We start from the raw sequence: 24883 nt of genomic DNA, 5'->3' as shown, positions 1-24883 counted from the left end.
GTAAAACTCCCCTTCGTAAAATAAAGCTGATTGAGTTATAAAAATGAGTTCACAGTAACTTGTTCACTCATTACGTCATTTCTTTCCATCTGCTTTGACGACGTTATCATTTTGATTAATTATCGTTTGGAAAAATTTAAGCGAAGCCTGCAGTTCTGATTCCGAAAATGAGTTCAAATCATCGAAAAATTTGCGTTTCATTTTTTCATGCATCATCGTGTGCGCTTCGAAGACTTGCCTGCCTTTGGGCGAAAGGCTAAAATACACTTCTTTCTTGTTGTCGTTCATCTGGCTTCGCTTAATGAAACCTTCTGTATGCAGTTGAGTACTGACTTTTGTAATATTAGCCTTGGATAAATTCATTTTTTCCGCGATTGACGTGTTATTTATTGGTTCGTTGTTGCCGATGCAATCAATTACGTGTATGCCTGTCAAATTCGGAAACGAGGCAAGTCCTTGCAGCCTTGCGAGATTAGCAAACTCTTCAATCTCGGTTGTGGAAATATCCTCTGTCAAATGCAAAAAATGAAGAAATCGGTCATATAAAAATTGCTTAAGTCCCTCGGATGGATTCACTATGCTCCCCCCTTTATATTACAAAGTTATATTAATGAACCAGTCACATATGGATAACACCTATCGAAATTGTTAACACGTAAACTAAATTACCACATCCATATCAATTAATCAATTGCTGAACCTCTATCCAATTTGATGACCAAAATTCATAGCCAACCCTGTTTGTTCGATTTTTTTAAACATTTTTCGCAAACCTCACATGATATCCACTCTCAATTATAAGTTTGACAAAAGCCATTTTCACATTATATAGTTTACTAGTGAACAAAAAATGATATTTAAACTTCTTGATTCTTTGATTTCAAATTAAAATTATTGTTTATGTATTAACAAAAAATGAAAAAGGTGATCTTTTTGGACTTCTCCAAGGCGATAAAAGAACGTAGATCCATAAGGAAATTTACTGCAACACCGATAGAAAAAGAACTGATTATTTCCTTGCTGAATAACGCTGCAAGCTTGTACGAATCCGAGGAGACGCCACACTGGCGTTGTGTTCATTTCAACACGCTCGATTCGCGTCAAAGGCTAGCCAACAGCATGGTTGCCAAGGTAAAGGAAAGCAGGCTGGGAAAGCTTATCCCCTCCCCAATGACGGATTTTTTCGCGAAACAATTATCGAATACTCCTGCCAACTTGGTCTTTATTGCAGAAGCAGCCGATAACAAGCAGCAAAGTGACGAAAATTATGCAGCAGTATGCAGCATCATGCAAAACTTTCAGTTGCTAGGGTGGGATCACTCGTTGGGCATGCTGTGGTACACAGACCCAATGATTCAAAGCGAGTCCTTCTTTAAGGAAATAGGCCTGCGAAAAGGAGAGAAATTTGCCGGGATATTGCATATAGGGCACTTCGAAAAAACCCCAAGATCCTGGCGGAAAAGAACGCCGGCAGAAAAGAAGTGGATTTCAATTGGTGAGGACAATAGGCTGCATTCGGATAACCTTCAAATAAATTCACAAAGTATTCTAGAGGTTCTTAATGAGGCGGTCTGGGCACCAAACGACGGATTACGAGAACCGTGGCGATTTGTTTATGTGACTGATAAAGATATGGTCAGCCAACTAGCAACCTCATATGAGGATGCTTCCCCTTCGTTGCTTCTGGTCGTGGCAAAGGAAGAAGCGGATCTCCACAAGCAAGAAGAGGATTACGCAGCGGTTTGCTGCTTAATTCAGAATTTTCAATTGTTGACCAAAACAAAACCATGGAACGTGCGACGCATGATTCCGGATTGGATTTATGACCGCGAACGATGTAAGCCATTTGGGATTCTTCCTCAGGAACGAATTGTGGCGGTGCTGGAGCTCGGGGGGAACAATCGATACTCGAATTCCGCATCAACCTCCCCATTGCTGAATATTACCCATCTTTGACTATTGTGACTTTTAAACGCCCGACGCTTGCTATAGTTTTCGTCCAAATTAATTCCGTGAATGATACCTCTCGCAGTCTCATAGGCGTTGCACGTACTGTCAGCCGTCGCGGGTCTATTTAACACTAAATTCGGAGAGCTCACCGTTATCGTGTACGCAACCTTATTCGTTCCGGCTTCGCGAGGTTACGATGATCTTCATACCTGTCTCTAACGTCGCTGGTTTCGTTTTTCCGTCCGCATTGTAGATCTCGAACGTTGCATTCTGTGACGGCGTGATCGCTGCCTCAACACAATGTTACATTTATTTTTATTTTAAGGTAACAAGATGTTACAATTTTAGTAAATCAAATTGAAGATTGGTGGCGTTATTAGGGGGCTTCAGAGACAAGAACCGAAGACTATTATAATAATTAATATAATAACAACTATACAACCAATTCCTGCCCATTTGCTTATAACTGCTTCATTATTTGGAATAGTTGTATTTTCAAGATTTGTATATGAAGCATTTTGAACTTGGATTTTTTTCGTTTTTTTTACTTCATCAATTTTCTTTTTTTTAGCAACTAACTCGATTGCATTTTTTAATTTTAGTACAGATAGATATTTCTCCTTGTCCATTCCGTTGACTTTAATTCATTTCCACAGCTTCTACAGAACAATGCCATACTTATTCACCAATCAAAAATGGCAGGGGTCCTGGAATCCTTCTGCAGGTGATACCATTACAGCAACCACTCAGACCATTCATATTGAGTTTCAAGTTTCTTTCGAATCAAAAGAAATTCCGCCCCTGGCGTACCGTCAGGCTTTACCCGCCGCCTTTAGCAGACGAAGCAGCAGCTCCTTGCGCGGTTCCTGCGCCTTGCGAGCCAATGCAGCCAGCTTCTCCGCCTTGCCCCAGATCGGGTACAGCACCCGCTCGGCCTCGTAATCCGTCAGGGCCTCTACATGCTGCACCAACAGCGACAGCTTGTCTTCGCTTTCCAGTTCCGGCTGAATCTTCAGCTTTAGCGAATTGTGAGAGCGCCGCAGGCAGGCGACCAAGGCGGGAATCGAACGTTCCGTTACGCCATGGGTGTCGGCAAAAACGGCAGTGTACTTGTCCTGCACCAACTGATGCTCATCGTCCACAAGGGCCATGTAAGCTTCGACCAACGGAAAATACCGCTCGGCCGAAAGTCCCAGCCCGAATACGGCATAACTGCCCGGCATTACGCTTTTTTCGCCTTCCGTATCCTCGTACCATTCAAACTCTTCCATCGCCTCACGAGCGTATTCCTCCAATAACGGATGCAGCTCGGAATAAGCCAGCGCATTCGCAAAAAAACGGTGCGTATCCGATTTGGCAAGCCCCTTGACGGGCAATACCTCTCCCACGCTGGATTGTAGCTTGATTTTGTAGCTTTTCGGGAAGCCCTTTCGGAGCAGGGAGAGAATAAACGAAATCGCCCGTTCGTACGCCCCGGCTTCTTCCTTGCAAATAACGACCGTAATGAGGGAAAAAACATCGTTAGCCTTGCATTCGGCCAACTCATGACACATATGGACATCTTCTTGCGAGAAACTGTCGCTGCCCTCCTTCAGCATGCGCTCGGCCTTGCCGCTGCCAAGTTGCGTCGCCAGCTCCAGAAAAGTCTGGCCCTTGAATTTGCTGTAGCTGGGCTCGTAACGAAGGATCATCACCGCGCCGTACAACAGCAAGTCGACAGGCTGATTCAGCTCATCCTTGTTCTCCAGAGCAGCATCCGGCTTGATTTTATAATTATTGATCCTGTATTCGGAACGGGTGAAATCGTAGTAACGTCGCAGGAAGACATTCTCGGCCCAGCCGGTCAAGGCCCGGATGATATTTCTTCGATGATCCGCCAGCGCTTGCGTCCGTTCTTTGTTCAGCTCCTGAATCCGACCAAATAAAGCAGTCATCCTTGCCACTTCCGGTTCGTGAAACAAATATGTGTCCAGCAGATGACGCATCAAAAAGAAGGTTTCCAGTGGCTTTGTCGGGTAAGAGCCCTTCTCTAATTTTTTCTCGATATAGGACTGAATTCGTTCCAAAAGCTGCCGCTTTTTCTCTTCATATACGATTTCCAGCACCGTTAATTTCACGCGCCCGTCTGTCGTTGCGAAGGTTCCTTGCAAGGTAAACCGGTAGTCGATCAAAGGCGACGTCTCCAGCTTGTCCAGCTTCTCTTTTACGAATTCCGCCAGCAGGGGCTGAACCTCATGCAAGACCTGCTCCCTCGTAAATGGTGTGGCCTTTATTGACTTGCTGCCTGCAGCATTCCGTCCAGAATTCAAACTGTCAACGCGGGTCCTGCCCGGCCGGTAATCCAGCATAACGCCGCTAAATATGCCCATTTGCAGCGTGGTTCGCTTGACCGCTTCCTCCACGTCCTTCCGATTTTCCTGTTCGTCAAACCATTCATGAATCGCCGTTTTCATCTCTTCCAGCGCTTCTTCCTGCAATGTGTTCATCGTCTCCCGCCTTTCCATGTGTTTCAACAGCTGCTCTCGCCATGCCGTCAACGTATCTATTTTAAAAATAAGGATTAACGTTCGCATGTTCCTATTATTTTACATGCCGGCACGTTCCAGAACAATGAGCCTAACGTCCGGTTGCGGAAAGAAAAAACCGGATTCAGACGTATACACGCCCAAATCCGGTTGTATAACGAAATCCTGTGCACGGCTGCCGAAGGATAGCGTAAGCTCTTGTCTTTTTGGTTCTAATAACACTGGCTTATAAATGGAAAAATAAGTGGGTAACCCAGCAATCTCTGTAATCAAAGACTGAATAAATCACTTCAAAGCTGTGGAATGTACCGAGATACCTATGAAATTCGACGTCTACACAATACAATGGTCGAACTTGCACCTCATGATGAGAAATTTGAATAACCGCTTATAGAGCGAAATGAAAGGCGACTGATCCATCTAATCGTGCTGCAATTCGACGATACTGACTGAGGAGTCGAAGTATGCTGCGCAATCCCAGCTCGAAAAAGTCCGAACGATCATGAAAAAAGCCGCTTAAAAAGCACTAAAACGTGCCTTTTAAGCAGCGGCTGTATGTAATAAGAACCCTTTCAGTTCTTATGAAATATTGAGATGCAAAGAATTCTCTATATAAAAGAGCGAATTTTTTTCGCCCTACTTGTGATATGGCTCCCCCCGATTTATCCGCATCGCGCGATAAATCTGCTCCACCAGCACCAGCCTCATCATACAAGGCATCGGCTTTATCCTGTAGTATTACATTCATATTACCGCATTAATTATAGGTTTTAATAAAATGTATAGTGTCCTATTGTAGCCTGATTGTTAGCATTTGCGTTAGCAATATAATGCATTGGATTGCTATGATATTGAAAACCATATAAGACAATCTTCACACTATATGTTTGAAGTACCCGAGAGATTGGCGGTTACTTTTTTTGACAATATCTTACTTAAAAAGATATATTATTAATTGATACTTTAATAGAAGGGATGGTCATAAGTATGGAAAAAGAAAATGTTGTAATAATGGTGCCATTAATTGAAAATCAACAAGAGCAAGCTTTTACTCCTTCATCAGGTGCGACCCAGGCCTTGCTAGGAGCTGTTCCACTTACAATGGAACAAATCGGAGGGCTAATCGAGGGTTTTCCAAAATTTTCACTCGATACAATTGAATTACACGTTAAGGGGGCTGCAAAAACTGGCGGTATAACACAGTTAGTTGTTGGTCTATCTGGGGAAGCTGGCATTAAACTTGTTTTAAAAAGGGATAAGGACGAGTAATAGAAAAGCGATTTCTATCAGGTCGAACTCCTGATTAGAAATCGCTTTTTATTAACCAGCATCCTCAACACTAGCGTCAACGTGTACCTCAGTAAGGGTACTGAATCTGTTCTCTGCCTCTACTTCTATCCCGCCGTATACATCTACATCTGTTTCGGTTAAGTTTTCGATAGTGACTACAAGAGCATATTCAATATCCTCTACAACCTCAGGCTTAGTTAATATTTTCAGCCAAATCTGCCAATCACCTGGATTAAATACACTAAATACTTGAGAAAAATGATGCAAATGATGCCATGATTTTCTTCCTTTTTTTGAACCCGGGTTCTTTGTTACTGAGGTATTATTTGAATTAATCGCGTGCAATGATGTTTCAATATATCCACGGAGATACTCTGATCCCATATTCTTATCAACAGGAGGCAAACAATAGCAGGTTACTGTCACTTTTGCAACCCTTGCCTTACGCTTCGCTTCTCCAGCTAATACACTTGGCATCCAAAATTGAATGCGCTGCTTTATTAGGCGTGACATCTTACCTCTACGAATAAAAGTAGCTCTATTTCGATGAGAGTTTTTTGCATCTTCAAAACTACCTAAACCACGACCATACATTTTTTCATTAACTTCATCAACTTCAATTATTGTTCCATCACCAACTTTTGCATGATGTATTAATAAAGCTTTAGCAGTCAATGGATCCTTATTCGGTACCGTTTCTGTTAATAATGCAAGATCAGCGGCAGCTATCGGAGCGGAAAAGCTTGTCCCAAATTCTTGAACTAGATATCCCTCTTTATTTATTACATATGCCGCCGAGTTAGCAGCAATATATGTTTTTCCATCTTCTAGTTTATACACGTTGCCACCCGGATAAACTAGGTCAGGCTTATAGGAGCCGCAGAAACCATATCCAATTCGGCTGAAGGGCGATAAATCATTTTTCTGGGATAAACTATGTATATGGTTTTCCCTCGAAACTGATCCAACAGATAGACCAAAGAACGCCTCTGCTGGTGATTCCAACCGAGAGGAAGAGTCATCTGTAATCTCGTCTAGCGTAGAATATACAGTCCAAAGCCGGTGGTTGCCTGTAGGAAGTGAAAAATTCACCCCTTTTCTTGATAGGCAATCCAGTTCATATGCCAGATTACCTACATTAGAATCGTCAATCTGGTTCCCATTAAACGCAAAACAAAAAACAGAAGTTATACCTTTAATGTCATGTACCGCTTTTTGAATACGTCTAATTAGAGTCCCTTCATAAAGTGTACTGACCCCATCACTAATAACAGCATTAATAACTCTAACTCTCGGCTCCAAACTTTGATTAAGAACCTGTTGATCCAATGTATCTCCAAATATTGCTCTACTCGCTACTTTTGTCCCATGTTCTTTTGTGCTAGTAATGATGTCATCTGCACTCCAAGTACCGGCAATACAATCGCTCATATTTTCAGGTAATTCAATCCCATCATCAAGAATACATACAATAGGAAGTTCCTTTGGATCAACATTAAACTTAAGGGGAATATCCTTTACATCCATCTTGCTTTCCTTAGGTTGAGAGCTAATGTCGAAAAAAGGCGATGGTTCTACCTTTAAAACAATTTCTTGGTCAATTAATGAATCGATTCCACTAGAAGGTAGAATAACGCGGAGAACCGGTGTATTATCTGAAAGACGATACATTCCATCCTCACCAATACGACCATTTTTTGCCTTAATTTGCTCAAGCAAAAAAACCATCATTTTATCATATAATTGTTCTTCAAGTTTTGGTACTAATGTAATTTGGATATCCATTAATTCAGTAGTCTTTGTCTTTTCTTCAAGTAATTTAGCAGTTTGTTTGTCACTAACCTCTAAGTTCGAAATTGAGTTAATATACTGAAAGAACTTCTGAGCCTGACCATTTTTATCAATATACTTTCTGAGCTTTGAACCTAGTGCTTTTAAATTTTGTGGTGAAGTAGAAACAATTGCTTCGTTAGACTTAGTTATTGCATTTATTTTCAATTTATTGTCTTCAAAAATAGTTTTATGGTCACCGCGCGCATCAGCTTGTTCTCCTTCTTCTAATTGGATTTTAAAGATTACCAATTGATCTGAAATGGGGGATTTTTCCTTTCTATGTCTTTGTTGAATTATCTCAATCCCTTTAGCCAATATCTCTCCATGTGCAACGTGATCAATATCCAAATATTGAGGGATGACTCTCGGCTTATCTTGAACATTTAAAACTTCAGTATCTGGAATCCAAAAATGTGACTTTGGGTCGTTCTTTTTATTTTTTTCATCTCTGCCTCTTTTATTATCAGCCATTTTCAACTTCCTCCTTTTTTAGCCAATCAGATAAGGTAGTTCTTGGTATATTTAACAACTCAGATATTGATTTCAAAGTTAGTCCTTTCTCACGAAGTTTTCGGATTTTTGAAATATCAATATTTTGAAAATTGTTGTTATACATTAGAGTAACTTCGATAATCGATTTGGCAAAATCCTCAGTCGTTAAGCTTTTACTCTCATGAAATACAGCTTTTTTTAATGTCTTTAATAAAAGTTCTTCAATTTCTGAAAAGTTAAGACCAGATGTATAATCAACAACTTTTTCAACGTCAATATCATCTATGGGCATATTTTCTTTAAATGCTTGAAGCTTGTTTCGTATAAATTTACTTCTCATATTGTTATCTGGGAGTTCAAGCGATAAAACAGTGTTAAATCTTCTCCAAACAGCTGGATCGAGCAAATTTTGATGATTTGTAGCAGCTATGAGAAAAACATCATTAGATAGCATATCTATATTCTGGAGTAATGTATTGACAACTCTTTTTAATTCCCCTAACTCATGCTTATCATCTCTTGCCTTTGCAATTGCATCAAATTCATCCAAAAAAAGAACTACTTCTTTTCCATTAACTGATTCAAATATTTTACGTAAATTTGCACCTGTTTGGCCAAGTAGTGATGAAATTAGTGAATCAAGTCGAACATAGGCAAGTGGAAGACCTAACTGTTTCGCTATCACATATGCCGTTGACGTTTTACCACAACCGGGGGGACCACATAATAATAATCGGTTCTCAAAAGGTAAACCCAAATCAATTAACCTTTGTTTTTGTGAATACTCGTTAAGGATAGAAGATACTTTATCTTGGATCTGATTTGATAGAACAATGGAGTCATCTTTAATATTGGGATAAAACAATTCAAACAGGTCAAAATTGTTAGCCTTATCTTTGGGAGAAACAACAGTTGTAGGCTCTCGCATTACTAATCCAGATGAGGGACTAAAGACAGCTGAACTACTGAAAGAATTATTACTACTCTTTCCATCATCATGTTTCAATTTCATTGCCTCAGTAATTTTGTTTACAAATTGTTGATTCCCTTTAAGTGTTTCTTCGTGAACAATTATTTCGATAGTCTCTTTAAACTTTTGATTATCTTTTGAATAATGCGCATTAACCAAGTTCAACACATGTTCTGTTCTCATTTTCTTTTTACCTCCGAATCCGTAAATATCCGTCTTCATATTTCATTATACCATATTATAGCGCACTTTTTGTGAATTTATACTTTATAATTTCGTACAAATCCGTCACACTTAATTTATATTATTAGTTTATGCGAACAAAGCATCAAAAAAGTGAAATCTGCCTTGATAACCCTTTGCAGACTTCACCTTCTCTATTCAGAGATATCTATTTAGCTTAACAACTCAACTTAAGATACTGTAGCCCCTACTCCCACTAATAATTCCAAAAACATTGGATATGCTAGAAAAACGGAGGAAAACGAAGAGAAATAGAATTTGTAATTTTGATTAATGTACACAGAAAAGTTTTCGGGACTTATTCACAAAAGATTTAATTTTGTACATATATACATCACTTTAAAGCGATAAAGTAATCAGGGACTTTAAGTTAAGATATATACTTTGACTAGACTTTTATGGTAAACTTTGGATAATTACAGGATATTATGAGTGGGGTTGATCCTATGAAATTTGGTTTTCGAACGCCTAGTTTAAAAAAGCGTATAGCGGCAAGAACTAGCTTAAAAAGGCAGGTTGTGCACCGCCTTGGCGTTAAGATGCCGCGCGGCTATGGATGGCTTAGAAGCCCTAAGAAAGCCGTATACAATAAAGTATATAACCGAACGACTTTTGACATCTTCAGTTTGATTAAAAAATTGTTCAAATAAAAAAAGCCCTCAATCCCGTTTATTCGGGAAAGAGGGCTTTCGCTTTTTTTATGACTAGATGAGTCCTTTGCGGTGGAACACAGCAAGCAGGCTATAGAAGTCATAGCTGCGTCCTTCAGGTGTATCAATTAATCCTTTTGATACAGCGGAGGTGACAGCGTCTTTCGCCCAATCAGGCACCGACATGCTCGCCTTGGCCTCTAGGTCATTAATTTTTTTAATGTGTACATCTGCCGTGTTCAGTAGCGTTTGAAATTTCCCTTTTAGTTCTTCAATTTCTTTTGACATATCGTCTTCCTCCATGCATTCGTTATATTCTAAAACCACATCAGCAATAAGATTGTCAAACGTTTTACCAAGCAACTTTAAAGCATTCATTGGGTCCGTTTTTCTCTTGGGGTCAAGGATGTGATGTCCCGTGATTGCTTGCGCTGGGTCAAGCGCATATTTCCAGCAGCTGTACGCAAGTACCCATACATACCGTTTGTATGCTTCTGTTAGGTTGACATTACCGCCGTAACAGAGCTCTACGCCGCCTGCGGCATCGTTCGCGTCAGCGCCATAGCGTTGATTATCAGTTGTTACGTTATAGATGACGTGCCAAGCTTTCTCAGGCGCGTCCGTCAAAAACGGAATACACTCAATGATTTGCTTGTCATCGACGAAGATTTGGGCACTTGCCTCCATGTCATTGCGACTGTTTTCGTAATATCCGACATTTCCGGAAGCTGTTGATCCTGGATTGCCCGTATCATGCGCAACCATAAAAATGACGCTCTGCATGGGTATGCAAGGGCGTCGTTTGCTTGGGCCAGATAGATATCGCGGTACAATCTCGTATTTCATTTTAAAATTACTCATTTTTCCTCACCTTTCTGTTTCATTGCCCTGTCTATCTTGGCCTTTATCTCAGAACTGACAAATGCAGTCACACTTTTTGGAATCCATTTTTCCCAACCTGCGCGATAAGCGTTGGCCGTCATGCTCTCCCAAGTGTGATAGGCAAGCATGATTGTAATTGCGAAAAAGGCATAGCCTGGTTGATTAATACCAAACACTGTCAATGTGACCTTATCCAACAACCAGCCGATAACAGGTATCCAAAGCATTAACAACGTGCGGAGCGCACCGGAAATGCCGTACTCCGAAGAATATGTGTCATCTTTTTTAGCTGCCGCTATACCTGTGATCCAGTCAGCTCCAATTATGGCCAAAAATAAAATGAAGGCCCAAAACTTCCCGTTGCCAAATGCCTCCATAATGAACGGCCCGATAAATGCTCCGACGAAGCCAGCTCCAACATTTGTTGGCTTTATGATCGATTCTAAACTCACGATTGATTGAAAATAACGATTCATGTATCCCTCTTCCTGCCTAAAATTGGCGTAAATTATTTTAACCACGGTGATTCCCACAGGTCTTGCTCATATCTGCGGAGAAACTGTAGCAATGTAATCAATTACAGCTTGCTTGTATTGCTCGTTGGTGATCTCATCTAAAGTGTAGACTCCAGCAGTTTTTGGGTTTATTCCGCCATTCATGATGCGCTCTGCTATTACCTGAACCACTAAAGGATTGGTCATAGGATACCTCCGCTTAATTCGTCTGATAGAAGAAGTAGTTGGTCTTCCAAACTCTTGATATATTTCTCTTGGGCATTATCATTAAATACTAGGGATTTATTTTCCGGCAGGTCATAATCGCCTACTAGAATCTTATCTTGGTTCGCTGCTATAATTTGATTACGTTCTTCCGGAGTTCTAAATGTGAAGGTAATTAATGTATTCTGGATCATTATCTACCACCCTCTCTGAGATTTGAAGCATTTGTAGGAGATGTCAATGTGTTTGTGATAAGAAAGTTACCTACGGTAGCTCCTCCTGAGGAACTCGCGGCTTTGGCCCAGACCTCAATTACGTCCCCTGAGTTTACTGTTACTGCTAAACCTACTGAAAGGCCTGGATAAGGTTGATTCGTGTAATAACCATCAGTATTGCCAATTGGTGAACCATTTTTATAAAGCCACAGGGTTGCATATACTCCATTGTTAAATGTGTTACCGAGGTTCATGGAGATTGATATCTGTCCAGTTATGTTAATTTGGGCAGCTTTCACGAGCCCGGAGGTGCCGTCGAAGTTTTGTATATATTTGGGAGTAGGTAAAGACACATAGACGGGCTTTGTCAGGTTTCCAGTAACCCCGAAGATGGCTGTACCAGCTGCAATATTTGCAGCATTCAGATTTGGATCACCATACACAACACCACCTCCACTATGCGCACCCCATGGTACATATTGATTTACCGTCGAGGGCATAAAATTCTGTGATCCCCTATTTGGTAATGATCCGGCCTTTCCTGCAATAACATTTCCTTCAACTACGGCATTAGCGTCAAATACTACTCCTTGAACTGTCGTTGTTGGGCCGTAATAGCCGGCTGCCAAAGTTATATTGCTACTTGTTGGAACAATTGTGGGTGTTCCGTTATTTGTCATTGTCCCTGTCCGTTTTGTTTTGAAATCAGTATTATAGTACGTTACTCCCGCTAACACTTGCGAATCAGCCGCTGTTCCAGATCCTTGTAGTGTACCTGTGATTTTCGATCCTGCATACGCCGTCTTCCCGACATATATGTCTCCAGCGGTGGCTGTTGCATCTGTACTGATTGCACTTATTTTCGCTGCCATTTGTGTAAACGTATCACTGCCGGTTGAAGCTTGATTCTTGCCAGTAATGGCGGCAGCGACCGCATTCTTTCCGCTACTGACAGAGGACTTTAAACCGTCTATTTCCGCTTGAACGCTAGACCCGCCAATGAACGCAATTTCATTGGCATTGTGAGAATGAGAAGACGGTGGGAACGTACTCGGTTTGCCCGTGATGTTGGCCCATGTCGGCGCGGTAGGTGCGGGTATAGCGTCTACAGCAGCTTTCAGGGCTTTCATTGTTGCGATTTGATCCGTATTCGTACCTGCTGCCGCTGTTGGAGCCTTTGGAATTCCGGTAAATTCTGGCGAGTTAAATATCCCTGCCAATTTTGTTCTTAATTCTAAAATCGACTTATAAGTACGATTAAAAAGCCAATTGAAGTAACTCGCTGGCGGCTTGTCTTCTGGTTGCCATCCTGTCGTTTTCTTGGACGCAGGTGGTTCGGTACCGACTTCCAGCCACTCGGGAAGTTGTTCATTAAAATCCATGTTTTATCATCCTCTCTAAACTGGCAAATCAGGATCGTCTCCCGGTGTGAATGCAGCTCCAAAATAACCGCCTGTGGTGCTTAAGTCATTGCTGAATCCAGCAATTGGACTGCTTTCGGTAATGGGACCGGAAGCAAACTGAAATGTCCCGGTCATCTCTATGGCTCCAACTTTAACTCCTGCAGCAACCGTTTGTTGAATGATGCGGGCGAATTGGATAGGCGACATTCCAGCTTCATTGACCGCTTGAAGGGGCAGCTTGATAAGCGATATCGTAGCAGGTTCAGGATCGACTTGATCGGCATAAAGTTCCTTGATTTCAATCTCGGATGGTTCACAATCCAGCGCCGTAGACAAAACACCAATAATCGTATTAATGTCCCCTGTGCTAAGGTTACGGGCAATCTTGGACTTAATGAGAATGCGATACACCTCATCAGTAGCCACCCCACGTGATTGGTTGACAATCGTCCCGATCTTATCAAGCGTGCTGCCCTCAGCAACATCGATGTCCCGCCAATCCCTGATTCGTTCAAACGTTTGTTCAACATTTCTTAGCTGATCAGCCAAAATGGAAAGTAGCTTCCCGATGTTGCTCTCAGGATTCTTTGTGAATTTATCCGAAAGGCGCTTGAGCATGGATTCAACGGTAATCACGGTGTAACCACCACCGTTATGAGCGTATGGGTTGTTTGGGCGACTTCATTCGGCGCGATTGCCAGATTGTTCTCTGACCAGGTAGTTCCATTCTTGCTAATCTCCACTTTAATATCCGCAATGCCTTCGACGGAATAAGCGGCGGAAACGAGGCGGGACTGTACAACATCGTCACCCATATTCAGGCCGATATACAGCATGCCGTCTATATCCAATCCGCCAATGTATTTAATTGCAGAGGCTTTAAGCAATGCAATCCCATCCACCGGAAAGCGAGTATCTTGAGTAATAGTGAATTTGATATGAACATTAATTTCGCTGGCGTATGAAAATTTCATGATGTGATTAAATCCGGCGTCATCCTTGACGGTCACTGATTGGCTCCCATGGGGTTCGATTCCTGTAGCCTTTGTGTCAATAATAGCTTGACCAATATCACTAGCTAATCCACCAAGAACATAGCATTCAAATGATTTACTAGGCCTTCCAGCGGAATCTGTTGTACTTGTGTAATTTTCAATGACTGTAGCCGCTCGGACACCAGATACTTTCAGCAAGGCAGACCTAAGCGAGCCCAAAGTCGCCTTTCCCCGCCCTTCACTGGATATGGCAAATCGACCTCGAAACTCTGTATCTGTCTCATCTTCCCGCCCACCCGTGGTTGCAGCAGCATTTGTTGCTGCCGTAATGTTGGCATTCGGGTTCACGATTTCATTAATCGCCCCTGCAGCGACGTTCCCCGTTTTCCCTGTTTTGACAGCTCGTATGGCTCCAGTTCCGGTGCCTCCGCTTAATATAATGGGTTCCGTTGTTTCGAAAACAACTTCATCGGAAGTCTGGACACGGAAGCCAGCTGCTTGCGTGTACCCAGCTGCACCCGATAACGTGATCGAACCTATCGCCTGCAGCGGCGGCAAAGATTTAATCCCGGCATAAGGGCCAAGCTTTTTCAAGCTCGTTCCATTTGCTGTATTTGGGTATCCGCTATTGTAAACATCTTCCGCTAGTTGCCAAACGAAAGACAGGAACCAGGCGAAGATCCTTAGCAATATCCCCAAGACCGCACGCTCGGATGTATTGATTTTCTGACCGTATACGTCTTTGGCCTTCACTTCCATTTCTGCGAAAAGATCGGCAAAGCGTTTACGTTTGAAGCCGTTTCTATCTAGTGCCACCAGTTATCACCTGCCCTTCCGCACTTGTGGCCTTAAATGTGATGAGGCTTTCTCGGGACTTCGTGTCCAATTCAACCCTAATTTCATCAACAGTTTTAATCCGGCTCTCTTGTCGAAGTCCTTTTCGTATTTCTTCTTTGGCTTCTTCCGGGCTGATTTTCTTTCCATTCAATTTGGAAAAGTCGATACCAAGTAAAGGGTTCAAGAACCATTCGCCTTGGTTGGTCCCGAGAACAATCTCACAACACTGGGCCAGTTCTTCTGCTCCATCTAGGAGTACCAGATCATTGTTTTCAATTAGTAAATCGCCATTATTTAACTTTGGAGACTGCACGGCAGCACCCCCACAATAACAGCATCGTTATGATCGTGACTCCGCTGGCTGCTAGTGCCAGTTATTTGACCAGTTAACGTATTCTTCAATTCATGATCGGTACAGACCACCAAAACGGCGTCTCCCGCGCGAAGGGCAGGTCTGTACTCATGTTCCACACCCTCTAGGGTAAATCGATGACCAAGCGCTGGAACGTTCTGAATGGGAGCGGAATCGTTCTCTGTCGCTCGTACCAAGGGTTGTATGGTTGCCATGCCAGAGCTTGAATCATAGGCAAGGACGCGGCACACAAATGAGACGCAAAGAGAACGTGCCATCATATCGAAAGCACCCGTGATAAGCGTTCCTATCGCGCCAGCTGGATCGTTCTTCATGGGAGAATCGCCTCAACTTCCGTTGTGAAATTTCCTGTATTACTGAATTTATGGGAACCCGAACGCACATGAACCCTTCCCTCGAAAATAGAACTGGTCAAATCAATAACGGAAGCAGTCGTTATCCGATATTGTAATTGAGTGTGGATTGAAAACCCTTTGAATCCCTCTTCCTCAAATGGCTCGGGCGAGCCAATAAGCCCAGTATTCACGGAAAGAGCAAAAACATCGTCCGCACCCATTCGCAAGTTTCGGATAAATAGCTTCCCCTTGTTTACATAGGCCGATGTCCCACAGTCTGCAGCGACATCACTGATAATTTTTGTAACCTCGCCCTTGGCTGTATACCCTTCTTCGTACCGATAATCTTGATTTAATTCAAATTGTCCGAGAGGTAGCCCAAGCTGCCCGGCCATATCCTTTAAAATGTAGCTGGCTAGGGTATTATTTTTATAAGCAATATCGACTTTTCGTTTGGTGATATCATCTGAGTCCAGTACGTATATGCTCGTTATTCGATCAACGCCTTCTCGTTTCGTAACGACCTTGGACACGAATCCATGTAGTATTAACCCCATATCGCCACGGTACCCAGCGTTTACCATGGCAGTTTGGCCGCGCTGCAATTGTGCGATCGTTTCAGAAGATAAATTCCAAATTTTTATTTCACTTTCGTTCGGTAGTGGATCATTGTCAAAGGGAATGGACCCTTCCATCGTCAAATCGCTATTGGAAAACCGTTTATTCCCGATAAGAATTTCCACTACACGGCCAAAATTAGGCATTCACTTCACCGCCCAGATATAGAAATACGTTGACGCTAAGAGTTTCCCAAATGACTGACTCGCTATTTCCCGAGACATCGAACGGCGTGATTATCATTTTGGGATACCGAATGTCCCGAATATCTTGGAATAACGGGGTTCCATAGACCAGCTTTTCTCCAAGTGCAAGAACTTCGGAACCTTTCGATAAATCAATCGTGAAGAAGTCGTAATCCGCGTTATAGTGGACTTCGAACGTAAACACTTCACTGGATATGGAGATGTCAAAACGATACGGGATCAAATTCTTTTCAATGTCTATATATTTCAATGGAGTCCTCCTTTACGTGGCCCAAGGACTGCCCGCCTTAAATGTTACCTTTTGGACGCTATCTTCTTCCTTTTTGTCTTTGCTTTTGGTTTGTTTGGTGCCGGAGCTGATAATTGGAGCAGCCTGAGCACGGATCGGTGTTGGCAACGTTTCGACATAGGAGCTTTCAGCGGTCCTAACCTCTTTTAAAGTCATGGAAAACGAAAACCCGTTTGCTGTACTTCGGTCATGTTTAGGCGAAAAATTCTGAATCAGACCAGTAAAATAGTTTCTTCCGTCATAGTTCACAATTTCGCCGGAGTCCATGGAATTTAACAGGGATTGCCGAATTTCATCGGCGTTCTCTCCGAGTATGAACCCTGAAATAGACATTGAAACAGCTTTGCGTTGGACATGGTCTGTCAGGTTAACACCTTTTTCTACAGGTTCCTCGGTAATTTCAACCTCGAACTGCGGATCTTCGCTTTCAACCGTGACATAGTAGCCTTTAATTAGGGCCAACGACGTTCACCCCCATGCGGCGAGCTGAGCTTTCAACGATATCTTGAAACAACAAAGAAAGCTGATTGATGATATCCTGTGATAACGGCGAAGCACTAGAAGTACTCGAGTCACCTGTTAATTCAACCTTCAAAGCAATTTCTAATCGTTGTGTCCCTCCTGCTGCTGCAGCACTCGATGATCCGGATGAACGCGCAGGAGACAAGGAAGATGAATTTTGATATGGCGCTGTCACTTCTCCCGCTAAGTCAGAGGAAGCATCGTTGACCATGCCTTCCGTCCCGGTGATTCCTTCCGCAAGCCCAGCTCCTGTGTAATAACCAACTTCCATCATGACGCGAGAAGGCGAATGAATATCTAATACTTTTTTAAACCCGTCCGCAATACCGGAGGCAATGCCCTTTACCTTGTCCCATACAGCAGAAGCCATGCTGCCGATCCCGTTAATTAAACCTTCAATGACGTTTTTGCCAACATCAAATAAGTTGAGGCTTGAATAGAAGGAAACAATCCCATTCCACAGGTTCGTAAAGAAGTCGCCAATCGATGTAAACACGTTTACCGTAAAGGATTTAATTTGATCCCAATACGCAATAATGAGCATGACGAACGGTGCAATCGGTCCTGTTAGAAGTGCTAAAGCATACGGCCAATAGGTTGAAAAGAAATCACCAATTGATTGAAAAATACCTACAACCCAGCCTTTAAAGGCGTTCCATTTTTCAACAAGCCATTTACTTATTTCACCCCAGTGCTTAAAGGCGTACACGATACCAACAATGGCAGCAACAACAGCAACACCAATTGCGATAAATGGAAGCCACGGAGCCACCGCCGCCCATCCAGCAACAGCAGCGCCCCACATGGATATTCCCCAAGCAATGAACGACGGAATAAGGGCATACCCGATTACGGCAGCGAATCCGGCGAGAGCAGGTCCAATATAGTCGAATTTGTCAATTAAGAATGAGACACTCGATGCTACTATATCAATAGCTCCTCCAAGTGTGTTCCCCAGCGCTGCACCTACTGCTTCAATCTCAGGTTTATGAGTGGACATCCATTGCCCAAACTGAGTGAAATATGGAAGCAGCTTCTCGCCAAAGGGTATTAAGATTCCGACTTCCAGTTGACGGCCGAACATTTCAAAGGCTTGTCCCGGTGAATCGAATCTAATTTGATTGACCTCATCCAGACTCTTCTTCGTCATATCGAATTGACTTTTTGTCGCTCCCAAAGAACCTATCACCGTGGCTTCCAAGTCCTCAAACTGCGAACCCATGAGCGACACGCCTACGGTATTTCTGGCAACAGGATCTTCAATATCCGCAATCATTTGCATAATTTGGGTAAACGATTGTTTCGCTTGTGGCCCGCCTGCTGCGAAGGTCTGCATCATCTTTTCTGCATCAAGTCCCAGCATCTTGTACGCATCGGATGAAGCTTTCGATCCGTCCTTTGAACGAATGTTAAATTCTTTGACGGCATCCCCGATTTTATCCAGGTTAAATGCTCCGGCTTCGAGTCCAGACGAGAAGGTATCAAACATTTCATTGGCCGTGAACCCTAGTGATTTAAATTGCGGTGAATACTCATTCGCCGAATCGAGCAGCTCCCCCGATTTATCAAGTCCCTGCTGAGCTCCCTGAGTAAAAAGTGAAAAAGAGTCTGAGGCACTTATGCCAAAATTCTTCATCATCGTGTCCGCTGTTTTCGTTGCCTCGGTAACCTCATACCCGAATCCATCGCGTAACAATAAGGCCTCTTTTGTCGTTTGTTTTAATTCCTCGCCTGTTTGCTTGGTGAACTGCTGGACAGTGGCGATAGTAGATCCTAAGTCCTGCCAATTCTCGCCGAAATTGTTGGCATAAAGATCCTTGGCAATTTCTTTTGTCCCTTTCATTTGCTCCTGAGTGGAGCCCGTTGACATCTGAACTTTTGACATCGCTCTCTCAAACTCTGACGCTGCGTGAATGGATGCAGTGGCAAAACCAGCAAATGCAGCAACCGCAGCTGCACCAAGTCCGAATACGCTTTTCTTTAATGAATCAACTTGACTATCAGCGTCACGTAAAGCGCGATCACCTATTTTGAATCCTACGGCAAACATGAGATTGCTAATAACACCCACTACATGACACCCACCTTCCTAGCAATAAAAAAAGCACCCTGCGTGAGAGTGCTATTTCTTCGATTTATTTTTTTGTTGTTCGATATGGATGTCCAGAGCAGCATTAGCTTCCATGATATCGTCATCATCCATGCTATCAAGATCCTTGTACGTAATGTTCATATCCGACAAAAGCAGCCGCCACATACGCCAGTTCTCGATTGCACGCCTCTTAGCTTCACTCTGGTTGATCGTCATCGGCTTCTTCTTCGATGCCATACATAAAGTTGACAGCAGCAGCAATGACCTCGTTGAATTCTCCAATGTCATTGAAATCTTCAATCTTCATCTTAGGTTCCACGATGACATGAGCAAGAACCTCATCAGCCACTTTTTCGTCCTGCAAAATGCCATATTTATTTTTGACGCGGTCTTTAATTTTTGTAACAGCGCGGATACCAGGGAATTGAAATGTATACACGTTACCTAGTTTCTTGGAAGTGTACTGCTTTTGTTTAAAGTTGCTCATTACTTATCGTCTCCTATTCCATTTTAAGGTCCATACATTTAACTTCATATTCCCGATCTTCGGCAGCGTTGCCGTACTTACGTGCGGCAGGCTTACCGATGAAGGCTTCTGTCGCGGAGGATGTTTCCCGAGTCGTTCCCGCGCTGATTACCGTTATAGGAAACATTTTTCCACTGTTCGCGAGCCCATCCAAGTAGGAAATTTGAGGGCTTGTTTGCTGCAAGGTTATTTTAATTGTTCCTAAATTATTGTTGATTTTGGCTCGGGTTGTATCACCCTGAGCGCCAACTTTCACCTCGAAACTATCTTCATCCTTCTCTATTTCAACCATGTCCTCGGAGAACCCGGTTAGATAAATACCGTCAATGATGACGGACACGCTTTTGGGATCATAGGTTTTTGTACTCAATGTCTACCCCTCCTTACAATTTAATAGTGCCGCGAATGGTTGTTTGATGAATCGCCCCGGCTAATTCGAAGATAAACGATCCATCGTTGTAGGTCCGCGCTGCTCGGTCCGCTGCATCGACATCTGATCGACTTTTAAAATTAGTGCTATATAGGCCAATTCCATCGGCATCCGCTGCGATAATCCCTTGATTAAAGGCACGCTGCAGCTCTGTTTTTACAACACTTTCAAGCTGGGCAATACCGTTATAGTCGTAACTAATCTTTGGTGATTTGTTCAGTAGCTTTTGAACAGCAAATTGGATGGTGGAAATGACATAATCCTTCGCATGAATGATATCAATGTATTCTCCGCTGACAACTTTCCCTTCGCTGGTTACATCATCGCCAGCTTTCGTAACGTATGTGTTGGCAGCTAGACCATGAATCTCATTTAGCTCCGTTGCGTTCAAGTTTACGGGGGAAATCCCTGTCAGTGTCTTAAACTTCCACGTAACTGATCCCACTGGCGCGGACCCAGTTTCACCTATCCATGCCGCTTCTGGATAATTCGTAATGGTCGGGTGGTAACCAACTGTCGTTCTTGTCCATTTTTTAGCCTTATAGATAGCAAGATCCGTTTTGCTATCCGAGCGAGAGAAGAATTGACGTGTCCCATTTAATTCCACCGCATCACCGATCACAAGCACGTCAGCAGAGGCCGCACTAGTTGAAATGAGGAAATACCAGTCCAATAGCATTAGAGCCGCTAAGGCATCGCTAAGCACCTCAGGCGTCGCGCCTGTTTTTCGAGAATAGATAGCAATTTCAGCAGGCGCGTTATCTCCCTGCGAAAATATTGCCAATGCTGCTTTGTATTCCTCGGTGCTTGCCGCATAATCCGACTTCACCGCATCAATATCCGCATAGTTCTTATATGGTTTTCCGGCTGTGCTAGCACCGAGAATTAAAGGTTTTCCGAAGCCTAACCTTGGTGTAGGTTTTTGAATATCAATAATGACCGTTACGTCATTGTTTGTAGCCAATAGAATCAACCCCTTTTGATTTCTGCCGTTTCAATCGGCATTTCATTTGTGATTACAAAATTAACTGTTCGAAAATCTACGTCGAAACCATTTCGCCGTTCCCATTCATCACCAATTCGAACATCTCGATTTTGAACGGGGCCAGCGCTGACAACGATCACATTAACCGTATCCTTTAACAACTGATGTCCAGTTGTCAGAAACCAATCCCGCAATCTCATCGCATTTTCGATGCTCTCGTCCTTTGAATTGGCATAGGATTGAAACGAGATGGAGAATTCCACGGTTTCCGTATGTGTTTTATGGCTGCCATCAAACGTGACAGCAGCAAACCCGGCTGCAGCATCCGGCATCTCAGTAAAATCATAGGTGATATACGGATATGGCGGCGCTTTCCCTGAGTTGTTCATTTCAATTAGCTTGATACCTATATCAGCGGACGAAGATTTAACGACAGCAGAACGAATGTTACGGAATGGGATCATGCGTACTCACTCTTTTCAACATAAATTTATAGGTATCACAGTAATCGGCCCGGTCATCGCCATCATTTACCGTGTATTGGTGGCCTTTATAGAGAATGATTTCGCCATTTTCATGGGCATATGTGGTATATAAGGCCCGATCATCTTCGGTGTACCGCCCACCTTCCAATTGCAAAAGACGAGCGCCTACGGGCTGTATACTTCCACGCAACGGAATGCTTTCAGGCGCTCCTTTGTGGTAAACACCGTCATCATCATAATTACCGTCGTTAGCACGAATCAGTGTATAACTGACAGAATAGCGACGAACCGTAGAAGCAAAACGAAACATGTATCTTAACCTCCTTTATTCACTACGATGAAGGTTATCGAATCTCGAAGGGCCTTTTCCAAGACCATGATCTTTTTCGATCCTTTTCGCTTCGCGTATATGGGACTCAGTGGTGGCTTACGAATCTTGTCAAAGTTTTTTAGGGTTCGTTCTTTGCCCAATTCCCCTATCTCTTTAAGAAATGCATTAACACTAATTCGATCATAGGCAATGTCATTAACCCCTTGGCGGACAAGTTTGGATATGGGAGTAGTCGACTTCTTTTTCCCTGTTCCGATAAACGACCGGGCAGGAATTTTCATCTTCTGTGACCCATGCTCGAGCACGCCTGCGATCATCGCCAGTTCTTCATCCCCCTGTGCACCGATATGAACCTCTTGTTTAGCTAGCTTACGAAGTTTAGCAATGATAGCAGGTAAAAGGGTACTCTCTGTGACTTCAACGTTCGCACGGCGGCCTCTCGATCTTCTAGGCGGCATTACACCCTCCTACTTACATACGGACCTATAAGCGCCTTCACGGCGGGCGGGAGACTGTCTCCATCGCTTTGATATGTCAGGGCTATGTCGCCGACACGTTCAGAGGTAACACTTGGCGCCCTCATTAAAGTTTGTGCAAGCAAAATGCAAGCCATCTCAAGTGATCTTGGTAAGTTTGTAGGTTCTGCTTCCGTTGCGATGTCCGGCGTAATAAACCCCGCTGTATACATTGTCTCAATGATGAATTCACCTCTAGGCCATCCGTTTTTCCGGAATAAAATGCCCTCATCAGGTAGGAGCTCATAATCCGTTGTGTTCTCCCCTGAAACGGTGAATGTATCTATAGATAGAATCGGATACTGACGAAGAACGAGCTTTGTATACAGTTGACTTGGCGCCTGATAGGGCTCCTGTATGGTGCTGATCTTTTCTGTATAGGACCTTTTCGTAAATAATCGCTTACAGTGGGTTTCGATAATACTAGAGGCCATTTCAAGAGCAAGCGCTAGCGGAAGCACATCCTCTTGATCTGCTATAAATGATTTAGCTCTGGCTAGGGTCGTCAGCATGCGTGCCGCCTTCTTTCGTGTTCCCTAAATCGGTTCCATCTGTAATATCGTGCGGCTGCTGCAATTGATCCAAATACTCTTGGAGTGCTTCTTCCGCTTTCTTTTTTCCATGAATTACTTCACCATTTGGAAGGCGGTACACACCTTTAGACACTTGTTCTAATCCTTCAATAGGTTCGGCCTGTTTGTTATTCATTTCTAAATTAGCGACTTTAACGGGAACTTCTTCGTACAATTTGGCATATCCAGCCTCGATCCAAGCCTCCGCGACTTCGTCAGATACTTTTACAAGATCATCAGGTTGATAACTATCAGTGGCAGAAGCCATGGAAACGAGCATGATTATAAGTTTCAAACAAAACACCTCCGAGAAAAGTAGAGAGGGCTTGAAGCCCTCTAGGAAAAATTAGGTTGCACTATTGGCATAGTACGAAACTGGATTCACACCCGCACTAATAAAGCGACCATCTTGACGAAAGAATAGGACAAAGCCAACTTGGAAGGCGTCCATATACTTTTCACCAAAGCGAACCATGATCGGGTTACGCACACGTCGAACCATGTACGTTTTAAAATCACCAAATAGAATGGACTTTGCAGCTGCCGCCATTTGAGCCATATCGTTATTGATGGAATACCCGTATCCGTTTATTAAATCAGGTTCTTTATAGGCGATGCCTGGCAGCCATAGCGGGCGTCCTTGTGAATCTTTTAATTTTTTGAGCGCCTTCAAGGTATTGTCGTGGAACTGAAACTTTGATCTTGCCCGATAAGCGATGTCTACAGAATGAATCAAATCAACCAAATCATCATAAACGACGGTCGAAGTTTGGCCCACGATGCCCGTTTTACCGAGAGCTGCCTGACCGACAATACCTTCCGGTTGACCTGTACCAGTCCCCGTAGTGAAATGGGCATTTGCTGCGCGTGCAATTCGCTCCGCAAGCTTATCGCGCAACCATGTTTCAAGGTCAAAAGCGCTATCTTGGAGTAAACCAACAGGAACCAAAACCACATCCGATGTGTAAATAAAGGAGCCTACGGATTTTTGTCCAAAAGATGGATCAATATTGGTATTTGCTGCGACATTTTCACCAATGATCCGGCCTACGTTGCCTGTATCATTTCCTGTAGGGATGAGGAGTGTATTTCCTGATGTCGTATCAATGACATTCGCGTCTTCGTAGAAGCTACTGAAATATTTCATAGCTGTGATCAAGCTATCATAAAAATCAGTTGGCACCGTATTTCCTCCAGCTGTAGCAGTCCCTGCAGCCAAAGCACGCTCCTCCTGTTCAAGAGGTCGATACCCTGCTTGTAATGCTTGACGCTCTTCTTGCGTCATCTCATGCATACCCACCTGTAAGAAGCGTTGAAATGCTTTACGGTATTCGGGGTTTAGCTTGTTTTCTTCAGCAGCAGCGGCATGTCTATTTTCGTGACCATCCAATGAACGCTGCATATCCTCAAGCTTTTCAAAGCGTTCAATTTTACCGCGCAGTTCGACCTCATCAGCAATAATTTTGTCAGCCTGAGCATTTTCTTCTGGTGTTAATCCACGTTTTTCATTCGTACCGCGGTCGAGAATTTCTTGCAGCTTTGTGACCAGGTTTGCTCTATCTCTTCGTAATTCAATAACTGTGTGCATATGTGCCATTTT

31 protein-coding genes and 1 pseudogene are annotated in these 24883 nt (G+C 43.2%); 3 read left to right on the top strand and 29 right to left on the bottom strand.

Annotated features, from left to right (window positions below; translation table 11 throughout):
- Positions 1-75 precede the first annotated feature (75 nt).
- On the bottom strand, positions 76-576 hold the full coding sequence (locus HQN90_RS20290; RefSeq protein WP_173221992.1) for a MarR family transcriptional regulator: 501 nt from the start codon (positions 574-576) through the stop codon (positions 76-78).
- A gap of 357 nt (positions 577-933) precedes the next feature.
- Between HQN90_RS20290 and HQN90_RS20285 the strand changes: the two genes are divergently transcribed.
- Positions 934-1956 carry a nitroreductase family protein gene (locus HQN90_RS20285; protein ID WP_173221989.1) on the top strand — a complete coding sequence of 341 codons (1023 nt, stop codon included), beginning with the start codon at positions 934-936 and terminating at the stop codon, positions 1954-1956.
- A gap of 380 nt (positions 1957-2336) precedes the next feature.
- Here the strand turns inward: HQN90_RS20285 and HQN90_RS20280 are convergent, their stop codons facing one another.
- The 3 genes and pseudogenes from HQN90_RS20280 to HQN90_RS20270 form a co-directional block, all read right to left on the bottom strand.
- The gene (locus HQN90_RS20280) at positions 2337-2579 is read right to left on the bottom strand and encodes a hypothetical protein (protein ID WP_173221978.1); all 243 of its coding nucleotides are present in this window, start codon (positions 2577-2579) and stop codon (positions 2337-2339) included.
- 183 nt (positions 2580-2762) lie between these two features.
- Complete coding sequence (locus tag HQN90_RS20275; RefSeq protein ID WP_173222093.1) at positions 2763-4436, bottom strand: DUF6138 family protein; 1674 nt, start codon at positions 4434-4436, stop codon at positions 2763-2765.
- 675 nt (positions 4437-5111) lie between these two features.
- Positions 5112-5186: pseudogene (locus HQN90_RS20270) on the bottom strand (23S rRNA (pseudouridine(1915)-N(3))-methyltransferase RlmH); the annotation flags it as partial.
- A gap of 276 nt (positions 5187-5462) precedes the next feature.
- On the opposite strand from HQN90_RS20270, the gene HQN90_RS20265 reads away from it, so the two are divergent.
- Positions 5463-5744, top strand: coding sequence for a hypothetical protein (locus tag HQN90_RS20265; RefSeq protein WP_173221976.1), 282 nt, complete (start codon positions 5463-5465; stop codon positions 5742-5744).
- Positions 5745-5795: 51 nt separating this feature from the next.
- On the opposite strand, the gene HQN90_RS20260 is transcribed toward HQN90_RS20265, so the two are convergent.
- A complete protein-coding gene (locus HQN90_RS20260) occupies positions 5796-8069 on the bottom strand; it encodes a S8 family peptidase (protein ID WP_173221974.1) in 2274 nt (757 codons plus the stop codon).
- Positions 8062-9243 carry an AAA family ATPase gene (locus tag HQN90_RS20255; RefSeq protein ID WP_246362664.1) on the bottom strand — a complete coding sequence of 394 codons (1182 nt, stop codon included), beginning with the start codon at positions 9241-9243 and terminating at the stop codon, positions 8062-8064. The genes HQN90_RS20260 and HQN90_RS20255 overlap by 8 nt, the downstream gene beginning before the upstream one ends.
- Before the next feature lie 506 nt (positions 9244-9749).
- Between HQN90_RS20255 and HQN90_RS20250 the strand changes: the two genes are divergently transcribed.
- A complete protein-coding gene (locus HQN90_RS20250) occupies positions 9750-9953 on the top strand; it encodes a hypothetical protein (RefSeq protein ID WP_173221972.1) in 204 nt (67 codons plus the stop codon).
- A 54-nt stretch (positions 9954-10007) separates the two neighbouring features.
- On the opposite strand, the gene HQN90_RS20245 is transcribed toward HQN90_RS20250, so the two are convergent.
- From HQN90_RS20245 to HQN90_RS20135, 23 genes are all read right to left on the bottom strand, one after another.
- On the bottom strand, positions 10008-10814 hold the full coding sequence (locus HQN90_RS20245; protein WP_173221970.1) for a peptidoglycan recognition protein family protein: 807 nt from the start codon (positions 10812-10814) through the stop codon (positions 10008-10010).
- The gene (locus HQN90_RS20240) at positions 10811-11311 is read right to left on the bottom strand and encodes a phage holin family protein (protein ID WP_246362662.1); all 501 of its coding nucleotides are present in this window, start codon (positions 11309-11311) and stop codon (positions 10811-10813) included. The genes HQN90_RS20245 and HQN90_RS20240 overlap by 4 nt, the downstream gene beginning before the upstream one ends.
- A gap of 66 nt (positions 11312-11377) precedes the next feature.
- A complete protein-coding gene (locus tag HQN90_RS20235; RefSeq protein WP_173221968.1) occupies positions 11378-11536 on the bottom strand; it encodes a hypothetical protein in 159 nt (52 codons plus the stop codon).
- A complete protein-coding gene (locus HQN90_RS20230) occupies positions 11533-11748 on the bottom strand; it encodes a hypothetical protein (RefSeq protein ID WP_173221036.1) in 216 nt (71 codons plus the stop codon). Before HQN90_RS20230 ends, HQN90_RS20235 begins: the two co-directional genes overlap by 4 nt.
- Complete coding sequence (locus HQN90_RS20225) at positions 11748-13151, bottom strand: hypothetical protein (protein WP_173221966.1); 1404 nt, start codon at positions 13149-13151, stop codon at positions 11748-11750. Before HQN90_RS20225 ends, HQN90_RS20230 begins: the two co-directional genes overlap by 1 nt.
- A gap of 15 nt (positions 13152-13166) precedes the next feature.
- On the bottom strand, positions 13167-13808 hold the full coding sequence (locus HQN90_RS20220) for a hypothetical protein (RefSeq protein WP_173221964.1): 642 nt from the start codon (positions 13806-13808) through the stop codon (positions 13167-13169).
- Positions 13805-14983, bottom strand: coding sequence for a baseplate J/gp47 family protein (locus HQN90_RS20215; protein ID WP_338042357.1), 1179 nt, complete (start codon positions 14981-14983; stop codon positions 13805-13807). Before HQN90_RS20215 ends, HQN90_RS20220 begins: the two co-directional genes overlap by 4 nt.
- Positions 14970-15317 (bottom strand): contractile injection system sheath initiator, encoded by a 348-nt coding sequence (locus HQN90_RS20210; protein ID WP_173221962.1) that lies wholly within the window; start codon positions 15315-15317, stop codon positions 14970-14972. The genes HQN90_RS20215 and HQN90_RS20210 overlap by 14 nt, the downstream gene beginning before the upstream one ends.
- Positions 15299-15691: a Gp138 family membrane-puncturing spike protein gene (locus HQN90_RS20205; protein WP_173221960.1), complete on the bottom strand. Its 393-nt coding sequence runs from the start codon at positions 15689-15691 to the stop codon at positions 15299-15301. The genes HQN90_RS20210 and HQN90_RS20205 overlap by 19 nt, the downstream gene beginning before the upstream one ends.
- Complete coding sequence (locus HQN90_RS20200; RefSeq protein WP_173221958.1) at positions 15688-16476, bottom strand: phage protein; 789 nt, start codon at positions 16474-16476, stop codon at positions 15688-15690. The genes HQN90_RS20205 and HQN90_RS20200 overlap by 4 nt, the downstream gene beginning before the upstream one ends.
- On the bottom strand, positions 16469-16786 hold the full coding sequence (locus HQN90_RS20195) for a phage baseplate plug family protein (RefSeq protein ID WP_173221956.1): 318 nt from the start codon (positions 16784-16786) through the stop codon (positions 16469-16471). The genes HQN90_RS20200 and HQN90_RS20195 overlap by 8 nt, the downstream gene beginning before the upstream one ends.
- A gap of 12 nt (positions 16787-16798) precedes the next feature.
- Positions 16799-17287, bottom strand: a complete 489-nt coding sequence (locus HQN90_RS20190; protein ID WP_173221954.1) for a phage baseplate protein — start codon at positions 17285-17287, stop codon at positions 16799-16801.
- Positions 17274-19418 carry a phage tail tape measure protein gene (locus tag HQN90_RS20185; RefSeq protein ID WP_173221952.1) on the bottom strand — a complete coding sequence of 715 codons (2145 nt, stop codon included), beginning with the start codon at positions 19416-19418 and terminating at the stop codon, positions 17274-17276. The genes HQN90_RS20190 and HQN90_RS20185 overlap by 14 nt, the downstream gene beginning before the upstream one ends.
- 51 nt (positions 19419-19469) lie before the next feature.
- Positions 19470-19655: a hypothetical protein gene (locus tag HQN90_RS20180; protein WP_173221802.1), complete on the bottom strand. Its 186-nt coding sequence runs from the start codon at positions 19653-19655 to the stop codon at positions 19470-19472.
- On the bottom strand, positions 19636-19926 hold the full coding sequence (locus tag HQN90_RS20175) for a hypothetical protein (RefSeq protein WP_173221950.1): 291 nt from the start codon (positions 19924-19926) through the stop codon (positions 19636-19638). The genes HQN90_RS20180 and HQN90_RS20175 overlap by 20 nt, the downstream gene beginning before the upstream one ends.
- A 13-nt stretch (positions 19927-19939) precedes the next feature.
- Complete coding sequence (locus HQN90_RS20170) at positions 19940-20335, bottom strand: phage structural protein (protein WP_173221948.1); 396 nt, start codon at positions 20333-20335, stop codon at positions 19940-19942.
- A 13-nt stretch (positions 20336-20348) separates the two neighbouring features.
- The gene (locus HQN90_RS20165; protein WP_173221946.1) at positions 20349-21359 is read right to left on the bottom strand and encodes a DUF3383 family protein; all 1011 of its coding nucleotides are present in this window, start codon (positions 21357-21359) and stop codon (positions 20349-20351) included.
- 5 nt (positions 21360-21364) lie between these two features.
- Positions 21365-21844 (bottom strand): phage neck terminator protein, encoded by a 480-nt coding sequence (locus HQN90_RS20160; RefSeq protein WP_173221944.1) that lies wholly within the window; start codon positions 21842-21844, stop codon positions 21365-21367.
- Complete coding sequence (locus tag HQN90_RS20155; protein ID WP_173221942.1) at positions 21828-22175, bottom strand: hypothetical protein; 348 nt, start codon at positions 22173-22175, stop codon at positions 21828-21830. Before HQN90_RS20155 ends, HQN90_RS20160 begins: the two co-directional genes overlap by 17 nt.
- Before the next feature lie 5 nt (positions 22176-22180).
- Positions 22181-22654, bottom strand: a complete 474-nt coding sequence (locus HQN90_RS20150; protein WP_173221940.1) for a phage virion morphogenesis protein — start codon at positions 22652-22654, stop codon at positions 22181-22183.
- Complete coding sequence (locus HQN90_RS20145; RefSeq protein ID WP_173221938.1) at positions 22654-23223, bottom strand: phage gp6-like head-tail connector protein; 570 nt, start codon at positions 23221-23223, stop codon at positions 22654-22656. The genes HQN90_RS20150 and HQN90_RS20145 overlap by 1 nt, the downstream gene beginning before the upstream one ends.
- On the bottom strand, positions 23198-23578 hold the full coding sequence (locus tag HQN90_RS20140) for a hypothetical protein (protein WP_173221936.1): 381 nt from the start codon (positions 23576-23578) through the stop codon (positions 23198-23200). Before HQN90_RS20140 ends, HQN90_RS20145 begins: the two co-directional genes overlap by 26 nt.
- 51 nt (positions 23579-23629) lie before the next feature.
- The gene (locus HQN90_RS20135; protein WP_173221934.1) at positions 23630-24880 is read right to left on the bottom strand and encodes a phage major capsid protein; all 1251 of its coding nucleotides are present in this window, start codon (positions 24878-24880) and stop codon (positions 23630-23632) included.
- Between the last annotated feature and the right edge of the window lie 3 nt (positions 24881-24883).

This window comes from Paenibacillus alba (assembly GCF_013204855.1).
GTDB classification, from domain to species: domain Bacteria; phylum Bacillota; class Bacilli; order Paenibacillales; family NBRC-103111; genus Paenibacillus_E; species Paenibacillus_E alba.
Note: the sequence above shows the minus strand (reverse complement) of the source record. Positions and strands in the feature narration are given on the sequence as shown.

Excerpts from the sequence above, each read along its gene's own strand:
- HQN90_RS20280 (WP_173221978.1), bottom strand. The coding sequence starts at position 2,579 with ATGGACAAGGAGAAATATCTATCTGTACTAAAATTAAAAAATGCAATC.
- HQN90_RS20275 (WP_173222093.1), bottom strand. The coding sequence starts at position 4,436 with ATGAACACATTGCAGGAAGAAGCGCTGGAAGAGATGAAAACGGCGATT.
- HQN90_RS20265 (WP_173221976.1), top strand. The coding sequence starts at position 5,463 with ATGGAAAAAGAAAATGTTGTAATAATGGTGCCATTAATTGAAAATCAA.
- HQN90_RS20260 (WP_173221974.1), bottom strand. The coding sequence starts at position 8,069 with ATGGCTGATAATAAAAGAGGCAGAGATGAAAAAAATAAAAAGAACGAC.
- HQN90_RS20255 (WP_246362664.1), bottom strand. The coding sequence starts at position 9,243 with ATGAGAACAGAACATGTGTTGAACTTGGTTAATGCGCATTATTCAAAA.
- HQN90_RS20250 (WP_173221972.1), top strand. The coding sequence starts at position 9,750 with ATGAAATTTGGTTTTCGAACGCCTAGTTTAAAAAAGCGTATAGCGGCA.
- HQN90_RS20245 (WP_173221970.1), bottom strand. The coding sequence starts at position 10,814 with ATGAGTAATTTTAAAATGAAATACGAGATTGTACCGCGATATCTATCT.
- HQN90_RS20240 (WP_246362662.1), bottom strand. The coding sequence starts at position 11,311 with ATGAATCGTTATTTTCAATCAATCGTGAGTTTAGAATCGATCATAAAG.
- HQN90_RS20235 (WP_173221968.1), bottom strand. The coding sequence starts at position 11,536 with ATGACCAATCCTTTAGTGGTTCAGGTAATAGCAGAGCGCATCATGAAT.
- HQN90_RS20230 (WP_173221036.1), bottom strand. The coding sequence starts at position 11,748 with ATGATCCAGAATACATTAATTACCTTCACATTTAGAACTCCGGAAGAA.
- HQN90_RS20225 (WP_173221966.1), bottom strand. The coding sequence starts at position 13,151 with ATGGATTTTAATGAACAACTTCCCGAGTGGCTGGAAGTCGGTACCGAA.
- HQN90_RS20205 (WP_173221960.1), bottom strand. The coding sequence starts at position 15,691 with ATGAAGAACGATCCAGCTGGCGCGATAGGAACGCTTATCACGGGTGCT.
- HQN90_RS20200 (WP_173221958.1), bottom strand. The coding sequence starts at position 16,476 with ATGCCTAATTTTGGCCGTGTAGTGGAAATTCTTATCGGGAATAAACGG.
- HQN90_RS20180 (WP_173221802.1), bottom strand. The coding sequence starts at position 19,655 with ATGACGATCAACCAGAGTGAAGCTAAGAGGCGTGCAATCGAGAACTGG.
- HQN90_RS20175 (WP_173221950.1), bottom strand. The coding sequence starts at position 19,926 with ATGAGCAACTTTAAACAAAAGCAGTACACTTCCAAGAAACTAGGTAAC.
- HQN90_RS20160 (WP_173221944.1), bottom strand. The coding sequence starts at position 21,844 with ATGATCCCATTCCGTAACATTCGTTCTGCTGTCGTTAAATCTTCGTCC.
- HQN90_RS20155 (WP_173221942.1), bottom strand. The coding sequence starts at position 22,175 with ATGTTTCGTTTTGCTTCTACGGTTCGTCGCTATTCTGTCAGTTATACA.
- HQN90_RS20150 (WP_173221940.1), bottom strand. The coding sequence starts at position 22,654 with ATGCCGCCTAGAAGATCGAGAGGCCGCCGTGCGAACGTTGAAGTCACA.
- HQN90_RS20145 (WP_173221938.1), bottom strand. The coding sequence starts at position 23,223 with ATGCTGACGACCCTAGCCAGAGCTAAATCATTTATAGCAGATCAAGAG.
- HQN90_RS20135 (WP_173221934.1), bottom strand. The coding sequence starts at position 24,880 with ATGGCACATATGCACACAGTTATTGAATTACGAAGAGATAGAGCAAAC.